This is a genomic window from Bathymodiolus thermophilus thioautotrophic gill symbiont (assembly GCF_003711265.1).
In the GTDB taxonomy this organism is placed as follows: domain Bacteria; phylum Pseudomonadota; class Gammaproteobacteria; order PS1; family Pseudothioglobaceae; genus Thiodubiliella.
Window position 1 is genome coordinate 2,407,687 of record NZ_CP024634.1, and the last position, 14,082, is coordinate 2,421,768.

Genomic DNA, 14,082 nt, shown 5'->3' on the forward strand with positions numbered 1-14,082 from the left:
AAGCAAAAAGTTTTTATTTATTAATTATGATCAACATTCTACTATCAATTGTCGCTATTTTAACAGGTTTTGTACTTTTAATTTGGAGTGCAGATACATTTACCAACAATGGGGCAAAAATTGCCACTATTTTTAAAGTGTCGCCTTTGGTAATTGGCTTACTTATCTTCGGTTTCGGCACTTCTGCACCAGAAATGCTGGTATCTGGTTTGGCGGCAATGGATGGAAAAACAGGGTTGAGTATTGGCAATGCCATTGGTTCCAATATTTTTAATATCGCTCTTGTGCTAGGTATTAGCGCTATTATTGCCCCTATTGAAGTAAAAAGTGAAATTTTAAAAAAAGAATGGGTGTTCTTAATGTTTGTAACGATTGTTACTGGTTTTTTATTATGGGACAAGCATCTTGGTGTGGTTGATGGGGTAATCTTGGTATTCTTATTAACTTTATTCTTAACTTATACTTTAATAACTGCCAAGAACAAAAACAATCACGAGTTTGACGAACTAGAACAAGTGATTGACAAAGGCCAAGTGGGCAAAACTTGGCTCATGCTTATCGTTGGATTAGTGGTATTGGTTTCTAGTGCGAAAATGATTGTGTGGGGTGGTGTAGAAATTGCACAAATTTTTGGCGTGTCGGATTTAATCATTGGCTTAAGTGTGATTGCACTTGGCACCAGTTTGCCTGAACTGGCGGTATCCATCAGCAGTGTTTTGAAAAAACAATATGAAATGGTGGTCGGCAATGTCATTGGCTCTAATTTGTTTAATACTGTGGCTGTGCTTGCTATTCCTGGGCTAATTCACCCCTCTACTGTGGCAGATGGTGTCATTTATAGAGATTATCCTGTTATGTTGCTGCTCACCATCTTATTATTCATTGTTTCTTACAAATTCCATAAAAAACACATTATTAACCGCCTTGAAGGGGTGATTTTGGTCGGCGTATTTAGTGTTTATATGTGGCAATTATTTTGAATAGAACTTTTCATAGTGAGGCTGAAATACAGCAATTTGCTCAAACCTTAGCGCACTATGTGCAAAATCTCAAGCATTCAATTGTGATTTATTTAGAGGGGGATTTGGGCGCAGGAAAAACCACATTGGCACGAGGATTTATTCAAACCTTTGGCTTTCAACGCGTCAAAAGCCCCACTTATTCTTTGGTTGAAAGTTATCAAAATCAAACTATTAGCATTCATCATTTTGATTGTTATCGCCTAAGTGACCCCGAGGAATTGGAATATATCGGCATCCGTGAATACTCAACAGGCAATCATATTCAACTGATTGAATGGGCAGAATTAGGCAAAGGTATGATTGCTCCTGCCGATTTAATCATTCACATTAGTGGTGAAGACAACAGCAGAACTTTAGCACTCACGGCACAGAGCAATATTGGGGAGAAATTACTACAGTTTTTGGAAACGGCATAAAAACGCCGTAATTTTAAGACTTTTTAGGTGCAATACGCTCTTCGGGTGGCTCATAATTTGGATCGTTTGGATTCATAAAAATAAACCCATAACCGCCCTCAGTATCAATTTCATCAAAATCAACCACCATACCCTCTAACAACGCTTTTTGTGCGTAGGTAAGTACATATTCAATGCCATTTGATTCCAGATGAATATCAGCATCGGTGCGCTCATCAAAGCCCATTAAATATTGAAAGCCTTGATCGGTTTTATCAATTGCAAAACGCATTAACAAGCCTTGTGCATCAGGGTTTTGAGTAGAAAGTCCGATTTCTTCAGCGGCGCGTTTAGTAATGGTAATCATAATTTTTGACGATGCAAAAGGGGGTTTAACCTCTTGCTATCTTTTTCTCCTTAATAAAATTGACAAACTGCGTGGTCCAGTGATTGCTCCCCACACTTCTTAGGTGAGTGTAGGTTGCTAATAGGTTATAGGTTAAAATTCCATCGTGTTTATTATCCACACCCACGCCGCGTAAAACCTTGTAGGCATAACGGGTTTTAGGATCAATATTTTCGAGCTTGGAATAATGAAATTCATGTGCATAAATCGTTGGGGCAACTTCATTCCATGGGTGTTCATTGCTGGGCGCTAATTGCACATAACCTCTGCCAATCGGCCTAGAGGTCATTATTGTATCCGCTTGAATAACGCCAACCATTTTATGTGATTTTCCTTGATAAGTAATTTTCCGACTGAGATACATCAGCCCGCCACATTCTGCATAAGTCGGTAAACCTTGTTGTATGTTTAATTTAATATTATCAAGCAAGGCTTGGTTGGCACTCAATGTCTCAAGTTGCATTTCTGGAAAACCACCCCCAATAAACAGTCCATCACATTGAGGCAATTCTACGGCTTTAAGTGTATCAAAATATACGAGATTAACGCCCAAAGATTGAAAGGCATCTAAATCATCTTGATAGTAAAAACCAAAGGCCTGATCTTTAGCGACAGCGATCGTCAAATCAGTAGTAGTTGTCGTTAATACAGGGGGGGCAATTGGAGATTGTGCATTGTGGAAAGTTGAAATTTTACTTAAATCTACTTGGTCGGCAATTATTCTAGCCACACCATCAATAAAGGCTTGTGACTGAGTGGATTCATTTGCCGGCATAAGCCCCAAATGTCGCTCATCAATAATAAGGTCTTTAGCACGGCGAACTGCACCCACAACAGGAATGTCGGTGTAATGCTCAATCGCTTGAATAAGTTTTGATTCATGGCGCTCACCTGCCACTTTATTGAGAATAACGCCAGCAATATTAACCTCAGTATCAAAAGCTTGGTAGCCCATTAACAAGGGAGCAACACCCCGAGTAATGCCATTAGCATCAATCACCAAAATAACAGGGATATTTAATAATTTCGCCATATCGGCATTGGCATCACCACCTGCCACACTCATACCATCATACAGCCCTTTATTGCCTTCAATAATGGCAATATCGCTGCTTTGACTTTGGCGCCTATACAATTGAATGATCTCATCATTCGTCATATTGTAAAAATCTAAATTGTAACAAGCGTTACCACTGGCTTGAGCAAGCCACAAGGGGTCGATATAATCTGGGCCTTTTTTGAACGAAGCAACTTTAAGTGCTTGCGCTTTAAACGCAGCACACAATCCTAAACTAACAACAGTTTTACCTGATGATTTGTGAGCGGCAGAAAGGTAAATAGATGAGGGCATACCCCATTACAAGTTAAACTTTATGATGTGGGTCTGCCACTTTATCTGCTAGACTTTCAGGCAAGAATGGCAAAAACTTCACTAAGAATGAAACAGCAATCAGCGCCACAGCAATACCGCCAACGCCCAAAGCCATTTCAGGAAATGATGGTGTGTAAGCAGCAATGCCGCCATAACCTTCCAACATTTCTTTACCAGGGAACATTTCCATAGGATAAGCTTGTCCGCCAATAATGATAATATACAATTGAATAACCCCGCCAATCAACACCAAAAGCGAAGCCAAACCTAAAGTAGTACGATTGCCTTTAAATACGGGGTGATAAATAAGTGCCATTGGTATTAAGCCACCTAAAATAATCTGACCATACCAAAATAAAGGCGTATAAATGTGCTCACCAAATAAAATAAAGTTTTCAATACCTGCGTTCTCAGCCAAATATAAATTACCCAAATGCTTAATTGCCACAAAATACATTATGGCTGCCACAAACACACCCAATAAATGACCCAAACGATTAACAATTGCATCGCCCAATGGACGCTCAGTCCATTTGTAACTTGCCATTAAAATCAAGATAAAGAAAGCCAAGCCAAAGGCAAATGACATAATAATAAACATCGGTGCCATAATCACTGCGTCATACGCTTGGCGTGCTACTAGAAAGCCAAAAATAGAACCTGTACCTGTTGTTAAAATCAAACGCCAAGTAAAAGCTGCCAAACCTGCTTTAGCAGTAAATTTATTCATTCGACGCTCAAACATCATCCATAAATATACGGCAACAATGACAAAAAAACCATTGTATAAAATAATATTCCAAGCGAAAATTGACTTAAAGTTATACTCAGTCATTGCTACAATCAGACGATCAGGGCGACCCAAATCAAGCACCAACACCATTAAACCACCTGCCAATAGCGACAATGCCACCAAACCTGACAAGCGTGATAAAGGCTTATAAAGTTTTTTCTGAAATACCGATGCAATAGAGGCAACATTGAGCGCACCTGAGGCGGCAACAATTAAAAATAAAGCAAATACATGCGGTATGCCCCACACAATTCGGTTACTCATGCCCGTTACATAATGACCATGATGCTCTATAAAATATACACTGCCTAATGCGGCTAGAATAAAAACGCCTAAGCCCAAAATAAGTGCATAAAAACCTAAACTTCTACCTTCTATTTGTTGATAACGAATGTTCATAATTGCCTTTTTAACCCTCTTAAATTCCGCTATAGCGAACACCAGTATTCAGATTTAAATCTGCTCTGATTTGCGTGCTTTGAATTTTCTTAAGTGTTTGATTGATTTTACTATTGGTGTCATATAAATCACCAAAAATAACGCCGTCATTATTGACTGCCTCAGCACAAGCTGGCATTCCACCTTTATCAACCTTATGTACGCATAAGGTGCAAGATTCAACCGTGCCTTTGCCTCGTGGCATATGCTCTTTTTGATTACTCAAATCTTCATGTACAAACGAACGCGCATCATACGGACAAGCCATCATGCAATAACGACACCCAATACACAAATGTCTATCTACCAGCACAATACCATCTTCACGCTTCATTGACGCATTGGTCGGGCAAACATCCACACAAGGTGGCTGCTCACAATGTTGACACATCATTGGCAAGTTATCAATTTTACCTGTGGCTTTATCTTTAACTTTGATTTTCTTAATCCAGCCTGGCTTTTGATCACCTCTAGAGTGAACTTCACTACCCCAACCATTTTCTTCCTGACAAGCATTAACCATATCATCAATATCAGATTCAGTCAGTTTGTTTGTGTCAATCAACATCCCCCAACGCTTTTCATTGGTAACTGGACTATCGCTAGCAGCAAATGTAGTGAGCGTAATGCCACTGGCAATTGTTGCCACACTCGCAGTGGCTACTGTTGTATTTTTAATAAAATCGCGACGATTTAGTTCTTTACTCATAATTCCTCTTTTGGTGTGGTGCGATGACAAGAAAAACAATCCAAACTTGTGCCTACTTTTTGATGGCAAGTTGAGCAAAATTGATCAGGTGCATTCACAGGAATATATTCGCCGTTCTTGCTAGAACTATGACAATTAACACATTCCTTTAACGAGTTACGCCGAGTGCGAACACCTTGACGCAATGTTTTATCGCGTTTATGCAATAAAAACTCAGGATGCATTTTTCTAATTTCAACAAGACTGGGGTGAATATCTCTACTTTTCCCCTCCTCCTTTAACTCAGTGGCTCTATCACCAAGGTTAACATGCTTATCGCTATGCGCTGACACAGTGTTAAGCGCTAGCGTTAGAAAAATAATCAATAAATGCTTCATAGTCATTCTCTTTAAATTACTCACCCAATCCCATTTGAATATAGCCTGTTGGGCACACATCTGCACAGATATGACAACCAACACACTTGTTATAATCAGTATCAACATAACGACCAAGTGTTGCTTGGTCTTTCTTAACTTTGAATACCGCATCTTGTGGACAATACATCACACAGTTATCACACTCAAAACACAAGCCACAAGACATACAACGACCTGCTTCTTGTTGCGCCTCTTCTTCGTTATAACCAATTAAACGCTCGTCAAAGTTACCCAATACATTGTCAACATTCACCAATTTGTGCTTACGCGCATTACGCTCTTCATTGTCAAAATGCCCTAAAAATAATTCTGTATGTGGAATGATTGATGCAAATGAACGGTCTTCATAGTTATGTACCGCATAATCTGCAGTGTCTGTTGATTCGCCAAATGCACCGCCTTTCTCGTAGTCTGAAGGTGTCAAATCCCACTCATTAAGTTTTGACATAAGGTCAAAATAGTGAACATCAACTTTATTACGAACTTTTTGGCTACTACCTGAAAGATAATCACCAATACTCTCAGCAACAATACCTGCTTGACCAATTGCTGTTGTCAATAAGTGTGGACGAACCACATCGCCACAAACAAAGAAACCTGGTTTGTTCGGTACTTGGAAGTTTTTATCAGCATCAATAAAACCATGCTCGTTGAAAAATGAATCGTCCATACCTTCGCCATCAACGCCTTGTCCAATGGCAGGAACAATGAGTTCACATTCAACATCAAACTCAGAGCCTTCGATTGGTGTAGAACCATCTTCCTCTAAACGAACAAAACGCAATGCAGTTGCACGACCTTCTGCATTCTTAATAACTTCTACTGGTTGCAATTGCCCTTGAATTTCAACACCTTCACGATTTGCATCGTCAATTTCTTCTTGTGCCGCTGGCATATTTTCAATGGTAGAGCGTGTTGTCAATAACACATCCGCACCTAAGCGCTTAGAAGTGTCAACCACATCGTGTGCAGTGTCATCAAAAATAACACGCTCAGGACGGTCTTTATCAGCCGTATTTTCAATATTGCCCAAACGGCGTGCCACTGACACAACATCAATTGAAGTATCGCCACCACCAATACAGATTACTTTACCTGTAATATGCTTTAAACGACCTTGGTTATAAGCCTCAAGAAATGCAACACCAGACACACAATTTGTTGCATCGCCACCAGGAATTGGCAACATACGACCGCTCATTGCGCCAATAGCAAACAATACTGCATCATAATCTTTTTCCAACTGTTCCATGGAGATATCTACACCTACTTTGGTGTTCATTTTAGTTTCAATACCTGTTTCAATAATACGATCAATCTCATATTGCAACACATCGCGTGGCACACGATAGTCAGGAATACCGTACATCATCATACCACCCAATTGATCATATTTTTCAAATACAGTTACACTATGGCCTTGCTTGCGTAATTGCAATGCCGCAGATAAGCCGCCACAACCGCCACCAATAATAGCCACTTTTTTACCCGTATCTTTGGCATCAACTTCAAATCTATAACCTTCTTTTTTTGCATTGTCGCCAATAAATTGCTCTACTGCGTTAATACCAACTGTATCTTCAACTTCGTTACGGTTACAACCATCTTCACAAGGTGCTGGACAAACTCTACCCATAATTGATGGAAATGGATTTGCATCTGTCGAACGACGGAAAGCATATTCCTGCCATGATAAATCACCAGAAGGCTTTTCCATGCCACGAACAATATCTAACCAGCCACGAATGTTATGACCAGAAGGGCAAGAACCTTGACATGGTGGGGTTTGACTTACATAAGTTGGACACTTGTGTGAAGTGTCGTTTTGAAAAATCTTTTGGCTCCATGGCACTGTGCCTAACTCATCACCCTCATCTTTAAACATTCTAAATGTATGGTTATCGCCTTTGTGAATTTGTCCGTATGGATTCTTTTGCATATCAAATCTCCTTATCTATTATTCTGCTTTTATAGTTTCTGCTTCTTCTGCCACTTTGGCTTCAGAATCATCTGTTTGTGGTTTGTCCATAATGATTGCCTCGCTTACCAATTGGTGTGCACTAACAATCATATAGGGGTCGAAATCAAATTTTGGTAACACTTTACTGAATTGTGATTTACAAATTGCACAAATGGCAACCAGTGTGTCAACTGCATCAGTTTTTTCTACTTCTTTCAATGCCTGCATTCTTGGCATTGCGCCTTTAATACGAATCTCCATCAAGTCGTCGGTTAACAGTCCGCCACCGCCACCGCAACAAAAGGTTGATTCCATAATCGTACTACGCTCCATATCTACATAATTATTACAAACTGCTTTAATTACTTCGCGCGGGAGGATGAATTGGCCATTTGGAATGCCGCCCATATTGGTTGCCCTCGCAACATTACAAGAATCATGGAAAGTAACTGTTCTATCGTCATTGGCAGATTTGTCAAACTTTAACTTATTGCGTTGAATCAAATCATGTGTGTATTCAATAATATGTTGTGGTTGTGGATAACGAGAATCCAGTTGATTCTGTAGTTTTAAAGCGTGCTTGTCAGTTGTATCTGCACCTGCACCAACGCCTGATAAAGTATTCCAAAAACTGTAAGCCACACGCCAAGCATGACCACACTCACCGACCATAACACGAGAAACTTCAAGATCAAGTGCTGCTTTACGAATTCTAAGTGCTGCTTTACGCATTATGTCGTAAGAGCCAATAAACATACCAAAATTCGCACCTTCGGAAGCATAAGAACTCATCGTCCAACTCACGCCATCTTGATGGAAAACCTTGCCATAACCAATCAAACCATCAATATGCGGTTCAGCAAAAAAGTCTGCCGACGGGGTAATAAGTAAAATTTCAGCGCCCTTAACATCCAATGGATATTTAACAGCAACTCCTGTTTCCTCTTCAATCTCCTCTTCAAGATCAAGTAGAGTGTCTCGTAGAGCTGGCTCAGGTAAACCCAAATTATTACCCACTGTAATTGCCTTACCCAAAATTTGATTACAATATTTTTGACCCAGTCCAACCGCATCCAACACTTCACGAGCTGCCATTGAAATCTCAGCAGTATCAATACCGTAAGGGCAAAATACACTACAACGACGACATTGTGAACATTGGTGGAAATAGTTATACCAATCGTCCAACATCTTGTCATCCAACTCTTTGGCGCCAACTAATTTAGGAAAATATTTACCTGCAAAAGTAAAATGGCGACGATAAACACTTCTGAACAAATCTTGACGGGCCACTGGCATATTCTTAGGATCAGATGAACCTAAAAAATAATGGCATTTATCTGTACAAGCGCCGCATTTGACACAAGCATCTAAAAATACTTGAACTGAGCGATATTTAGATTTTAACTCGCCCATTTTATTGATAGCAACTTCTTGCCAATTGTCAACTTTTTCACCAGGAAAACCCAAAGGTTTTTGAAATTCTTCAACAGATTTAAAGGGCCCATCGCCAGCCATAATCCCTTCGTTAATCTTAGGAATTTTTAAATAAGTGGGTAATTTTGGTACCTCGAAATCTTTTGCCATGTTATTCGTCCTTACCTAATGTTTCGTTTAATCTAACTTCTTGTTCTTGTTCTTGCTTCAATGCCCACGGTGAAATGTGACGCTTCTTGCGTGAATCATCCACTTGATTTCGTGTTGGGCTAAAGAAAATACCAGGCACATGTAATAATTTTGAAATTGGGAAAATGGCCAACAACGAAAATGCCAAGAAAATATGCACCAAAAAATGTACTTCCGTTGGTAAATTTGCCCAATCAAAACTCAACAATCCAGAAGCAAAACCTTTTACCATAATTACATCAGTATGGTTACTGGTAAATGTCATTACCACGCCACTTACCCCAATCACTAATAATAAAAGCAACATTAAATAATCAGACGGTGCTGAAATATAACGAATACGCTCAACAAAAAATCGACGACCAAGCAAGCCAAATAAACCGATAACCATAGCAAAAGCTGCATATTTAAACGGTTGAATCAATAAAAATATTTCAGGCAAATCGCCTGGCCAAAAATAACGAGCATGGCGGATTAAAACCAACAACAAGCCCACATGAAATAACCAGCCAAACAACCAAGTCCACTTATTAGATTTGAATAAACTTTCAAATAAAACGACTTCGCGTGCCAGTCGCATAACCACACCTGTTTGTGTTAATGGAGTTGGTGCGGTTGGAATTTTAAGAGGTGCAGGCGTTACCCAATATTGGTAGATTTTTCTCGCCATACCAACAAGAAAAATCACCAAAGATAAGTAGAATAAAGCCGTAAAAAAAGTGCTTACTAAAGACATGTTGCCCTCAAAAAATTTAAAATTTAGGAAAACACCCAAATAAACAGGTGCCTTCAATTAATAGAGACCTTTGTGTAAACATAAATAATTAGCAAAATTCAATTTTTTTGCCCAATTGGTAATTTCTTTAAACCTTATCTTAGCAAGACTAAGACTGGGTTTATCTATTACTAGAAAAATTACCAAGTAGGTAAAAAATAAATTCTTGATAAATATTCATATTTATACAAAGGTCTCTAACATCCACTCAAAAGGTTTAAAAACCTTTTGAGTCAAATATTTAGATACAACCTGTTGGTTTAGGAAGACCAGCGAAACGACAACCTTGCTTACCAGGACCATACGGGAATAAAGAATATAGGTACTTAGAGTTACCTTTTTCTTTACCAAATTGTTTGCCAATTGCTTTGGTCAATACACGAACCGCTGGTGCGATTTGATACTCTTCAAAGTAATCACGCAAGAAATTAATAACATCCCAGTGCTCTTCAGATAAATCAATATCATCACCTTTTGCCATTTCTACAGCAATCTCCTTTGTCCAGTCTTTAAGATCTACCAAAAAACCCTCTTCATCTACTTCTGCGCCTAAAATCTCAGCCATTTTTTACTCCTATATAAAATTAAATTAAAGCCATGAAACCGCAGTTCCATGCTCTACAACTAAATCAACAAAACCTGCGTAATCAACTAATTTGATATCATCTGCAACCTTTGATGAAATTCCTCTTGCCTCAACATCTCCCTGCAATGCAAACACTCTACCCTGTGCTGCCAAATCGGCAAGCATGGGTGATTTTGTATTTTTTGCAGCAGAAATAACACCATCTTCGATGAGCAAAATAACACTACTGTCGTCAATTGTATTTAAACAAGACTGTAATGAATTGCGCTCAAAAGATGATTTGTTTACTGTATGTAACATATTAAACTCCTCTTAAAAACTTAAACAGACATCTTGCTCAGACATCAATTTAGTCAACTCAGCATTAGAAACCACTTGAATACTTGGCTTTTCTGCCCAATCATCATCTTCATCTTCCCAAACCAAAGGCATTAAGTCATCTATACTCAAGCCCCTTTCTTCCAAAGATTCCGCTGACACAAAAAGTTGCTTAATATCGTAATCGCCAAGCGCATGATAAGTCTTAGAAAAGTTTTTCATACCAATGCCTTCAGGATTTTGACCTTCAACAATTTGATACACGCCATCATCAATAAACGCCAATGACACATCTTGCTCAAAAGCAGCAGCAATCAACACCACCTCTAATGATTCTAAGGCATACACGGTACCGTAAGGTGCCTTACGGTTTAAATACATAAATTTCTTTGTCGTCATCTTAGTCTCCAAATACCACTAAACGATCGGATTGAATACCTGCTTCAATCAATTGACCTAAACCTGAAATGCGGAAAGCTGGGTGAATGTTATTGCCATCAATACCATTCTTACTGGCTTCACCTTCATCCAACATACCACGACGAAGCGCAGCAGCCACACAAACCACCAACTCAGGTTCACCATCGGCATTTTTAATATCTAACTCAGCCCACTGGTTAACAACATTGCGATCGTCTTGCGGTGGAATAGTAAAACGCGAAGCATTATCAACTCCGTCATGATAGAAAAACACACGGAAAATCTCGTGTCCTTTGGCAATCGCCGCCTTGGCAAACTGATACGCTGTATCAGATGCTTGGTGCTGATAAGGGCCTTCGTTAATTTGAATAGAAATCTTCATTTAAACGCTCCCTAGAAACGGATATAAGCTGATGAATTAAGCTGATGACGCGTACCTTTCCAATCAGAAACATGGAATTTAGTAAACGGTAATCCAGTCTTTTCAAAGAATGCTGGCCAGCCGATACGCTCAACCCATTCTCCTACTCTTTCCCAATCACGAGCATCAGCCTTATACACGGCTAAAATTTTCTTAACCACAGCGCCCACTTCTGGCCATCTTGGTGGGTTATTTGGCAGACCTGCTGCTACTAACTTCTGGAATGAAGGCTTAGAGCGTGCATTTGAGTGCTTACCGCCAATCCAGATAGCAATCTTAGAATGCTCAGGATCGTTAATTTGCATTGGAGGGCAAGGTGGGAAACACGCACCACAACAAATACATTTCTTCTCATCAACTTCCAATGTTGGCTTGCCGTTAACCATTGCAGGACGAATCGCAGCAACAGGACAACGCGCAACAACCGTTGGACGCTCACAAACATTAGCCACTAAATCATGGTTAATCTTAGGTGGCTTAGTATGTTGAATGTTAATCGCAATATCGCCATGTCCACCACAGTTAATTTGACAACATGAAGTCGTCATGTGTACACGATTTGGCATTTCTTCTTTTTTGTATTCTTCATACAATTCATCCATCAATGCTTTTACTACACCCGATGCGTCTGTACCTGGAATATCACAGTGCAACCAACCTTGGGTGTGTGAAATCATTGACACTGTTGGACCTGTGCCACCTACTGGGAAACCAGCAGATTCTAATGCTTCAATCAAAGGATTAACTTTTGCTTCAGTGTCTACCATAAACTCAACATTTGAGCGGATAGTAAAGCGAATGTAGCCGTCGCCAAATTCATCAGCAATGTCTGCTAATTTCTTGATTGTGTACACATCCATTTGTCTTTGTGTGCCACAACGAACAGTCCAAACTTCTTCATTGTACTTTGAAGTGTGGTGTAATACACCTGGACGAGGACGGTCATGATAAGCCCATTGGCCGTAGTTACGACGCATTGTTGGGTGCATATATTGAATAGGATCAGGGCAACCTGATTCGATAGGCATTCTTACTGGTTCAGCCATAATATTTTCTCCTAATGTTATTTAATGTTTAATAAATGTTATGATTATGCGTTTGCTTCGGCTTTGTTTTCAAACCACTTAACAGCTTCTTCGTCCCACTTGTCCATACGAACATAAGACATATAACGCGGTGAATCAACCATATTTGGGTTAACTTCTAAGCCAATACCTTCCATAAAGTTAACGATACCAATTCTTTCAATCATTTCACCAGTGCGCTCATGCTCTAATGCATTTTCAGCGAAGAAGTCAATAACTTCACCAGCCAATTCTTCAATCGCTTCGTAATCATCTTCACTTTCAAGCTTCATAAATGGAACAACAACTGTGCCAAATAAGTCACCAATTTTCAATGTGCGCTTACCGCCCATACAAATAGTTACACCTTTGTCGTCACCTGTTGCTAAGATTGCGCCTTCAGCAGCATCTTTAACATACTTGTGTGTAAGAGGGGAAGTTACATTTAAACAATGCATACACTTAACGCAGTTTTTATTGTCAATTGTCAATGAAGTATCAGATTCAACTTTCATTGCTTGAGTCGGGCAACGCGAAGTAATGTTGTCAACCACATAATCCATGCCTTTGTCTGCTACCATTGCTTTCCATGCGTCTTGGTTGATTTTAATATCATCTCTCCAAGTACCGATGGTTGAGAAGTCTGAACGCTCAATAGAGTTCATACAATCGTTAGCACAACCTGACACTTTAAATTTCATTTTGTATGGTAATGCTGGACGATGCATATCGTCAAGAAATGCATTTACCAATGTACGCAATGCGGCTTGCTCGTTTGTATTTGACATTTCACAACGCGCTGCACCAACACAAGACATGCCAGTACGCACTGCAGGACCTGCGCCACCCATATCAAAACCATAATCGTTAAACTTGTTAAAAATAGTTTGTGTGGTTTCTTCAGTTGCACCTTGAAGCATAATGTCACCTGACTGGCCATGGAATGCAATCAAACCAGAGCCGCCGTTATCAACAAACATATCACACATATCTCTCAATAACTGAGAGGTGTAATGCATACCTGCTGGTGGCTGAATTCTTAAGGTGTGGAATTCGCCAGCATCTTTAAATTTAAATTCGCCGTTTTCGTCTTTAAGTTCGTTAAAGCGTGGAATAACACCACCACCATAACCAACAACACCAACTGTACCACCTTTCCAATAACCTTTCTTAGTTACATACGATGTTTCAAGTGTTGCCAAAACATCACGCACCATGCTAGCACCTGTGTGATCATCTTGTGCCAAACGCTTAAGACCTGTTACGAACGAAGGCCATGGGCCATTTTCCAACTCATCAAGGTTGGGCGTGTTATATAGCTCTTTTGCCATTTTTATTTCTCCAATAGTTTTAATAAA

The 14,082-nt window shown here is 39.6% G+C and carries 16 protein-coding genes; 2 read left to right on the forward strand and 14 right to left on the reverse strand.

Annotation, left to right across the window (positions count from 1 at the left end):
- Positions 1 to 26 precede the first annotated feature (26 nt).
- The gene (locus tag MS2017_RS08625; RefSeq protein WP_206423656.1) at positions 27 to 980 is read left to right on the forward strand and encodes a calcium/sodium antiporter; all 954 of its coding nucleotides are present in this window, start codon (positions 27 to 29) and stop codon (positions 978 to 980) included.
- Entirely contained in the window at positions 977 to 1,438 is a 462-nt protein-coding gene (gene tsaE / locus MS2017_RS08630; RefSeq protein WP_122952250.1) for a tRNA (adenosine(37)-N6)-threonylcarbamoyltransferase complex ATPase subunit type 1 TsaE, read from the forward strand. Before MS2017_RS08625 ends, tsaE begins: the two co-directional genes overlap by 4 nt.
- A 13-nt stretch (positions 1,439 to 1,451) precedes the next feature.
- Here tsaE and MS2017_RS08635 read toward each other — a convergent pair whose 3' ends face one another.
- The 14 genes from MS2017_RS08635 to dsrA all read right to left on the reverse strand — a co-directional run bounded on the left by MS2017_RS08635 (position 1,452) and on the right by dsrA (position 14,055).
- Positions 1,452 to 1,784 carry a HesB/IscA family protein gene (locus tag MS2017_RS08635; RefSeq protein WP_071564632.1) on the reverse strand — a complete coding sequence of 111 codons (333 nt, stop codon included), beginning with the start codon at positions 1,782 to 1,784 and terminating at the stop codon, positions 1,452 to 1,454.
- A gap of 25 nt (positions 1,785 to 1,809) precedes the next feature.
- Positions 1,810 to 3,174 carry a cobyrinic acid a,c-diamide synthase CobB gene (locus MS2017_RS08640; protein ID WP_122951933.1) on the reverse strand — a complete coding sequence of 455 codons (1,365 nt, stop codon included), beginning with the start codon at positions 3,172 to 3,174 and terminating at the stop codon, positions 1,810 to 1,812.
- 13 nt (positions 3,175 to 3,187) lie between these two features.
- Complete coding sequence (gene nrfD, locus MS2017_RS08645) at positions 3,188 to 4,387, reverse strand: NrfD/PsrC family molybdoenzyme membrane anchor subunit (protein ID WP_076982507.1); 1,200 nt, start codon at positions 4,385 to 4,387, stop codon at positions 3,188 to 3,190.
- Positions 4,388 to 4,406: 19 nt separating this feature from the next.
- On the reverse strand, positions 4,407 to 5,135 hold the full coding sequence (gene dsrO / locus MS2017_RS08650; protein ID WP_071564630.1) for a sulfate reduction electron transfer complex DsrMKJOP subunit DsrO: 729 nt from the start codon (positions 5,133 to 5,135) through the stop codon (positions 4,407 to 4,409).
- Positions 5,132 to 5,512, reverse strand: coding sequence for a sulfur reduction protein DsrJ (locus MS2017_RS08655; protein WP_071564629.1), 381 nt, complete (start codon positions 5,510 to 5,512; stop codon positions 5,132 to 5,134). The genes dsrO and MS2017_RS08655 overlap by 4 nt, the downstream gene beginning before the upstream one ends.
- Positions 5,513 to 5,528: 16 nt before the next feature.
- Positions 5,529 to 7,493 (reverse strand): NAD(P)-binding protein, encoded by a 1,965-nt coding sequence (locus MS2017_RS08660; protein WP_071564628.1) that lies wholly within the window; start codon positions 7,491 to 7,493, stop codon positions 5,529 to 5,531.
- A gap of 18 nt (positions 7,494 to 7,511) precedes the next feature.
- The gene (gene dsrK / locus MS2017_RS08665; RefSeq protein ID WP_071564627.1) at positions 7,512 to 9,101 is read right to left on the reverse strand and encodes a sulfate reduction electron transfer complex DsrMKJOP subunit DsrK; all 1,590 of its coding nucleotides are present in this window, start codon (positions 9,099 to 9,101) and stop codon (positions 7,512 to 7,514) included.
- 1 nt (position 9,102) lies between these two features.
- Positions 9,103 to 9,876, reverse strand: coding sequence for a respiratory nitrate reductase subunit gamma (locus MS2017_RS08670; RefSeq protein ID WP_122952251.1), 774 nt, complete (start codon positions 9,874 to 9,876; stop codon positions 9,103 to 9,105).
- A gap of 280 nt (positions 9,877 to 10,156) precedes the next feature.
- Positions 10,157 to 10,480, reverse strand: coding sequence for a TusE/DsrC/DsvC family sulfur relay protein (locus tag MS2017_RS08675; protein WP_071564626.1), 324 nt, complete (start codon positions 10,478 to 10,480; stop codon positions 10,157 to 10,159).
- A 24-nt stretch (positions 10,481 to 10,504) separates the two neighbouring features.
- Positions 10,505 to 10,801 (reverse strand): sulfurtransferase complex subunit TusB, encoded by a 297-nt coding sequence (gene tusB, locus MS2017_RS08680; protein WP_071564625.1) that lies wholly within the window; start codon positions 10,799 to 10,801, stop codon positions 10,505 to 10,507.
- 12 nt (positions 10,802 to 10,813) lie between these two features.
- Positions 10,814 to 11,218 carry a sulfurtransferase complex subunit TusC gene (tusC, locus tag MS2017_RS08685; protein WP_071564624.1) on the reverse strand — a complete coding sequence of 135 codons (405 nt, stop codon included), beginning with the start codon at positions 11,216 to 11,218 and terminating at the stop codon, positions 10,814 to 10,816.
- Between the two features lies 1 nt (position 11,219).
- Positions 11,220 to 11,621: a sulfurtransferase complex subunit TusD gene (gene tusD, locus MS2017_RS08690; RefSeq protein WP_071564623.1), complete on the reverse strand. Its 402-nt coding sequence runs from the start codon at positions 11,619 to 11,621 to the stop codon at positions 11,220 to 11,222.
- Between the two features lie 11 nt (positions 11,622 to 11,632).
- Positions 11,633 to 12,706, reverse strand: coding sequence for a dissimilatory-type sulfite reductase subunit beta (gene dsrB / locus MS2017_RS08695; RefSeq protein ID WP_071564622.1), 1,074 nt, complete (start codon positions 12,704 to 12,706; stop codon positions 11,633 to 11,635).
- A 44-nt stretch (positions 12,707 to 12,750) separates the two neighbouring features.
- A complete protein-coding gene (dsrA, locus tag MS2017_RS08700; protein ID WP_071564621.1) occupies positions 12,751 to 14,055 on the reverse strand; it encodes a dissimilatory-type sulfite reductase subunit alpha in 1,305 nt (434 codons plus the stop codon).
- Between the last annotated feature and the right edge of the window lie 27 nt (positions 14,056 to 14,082).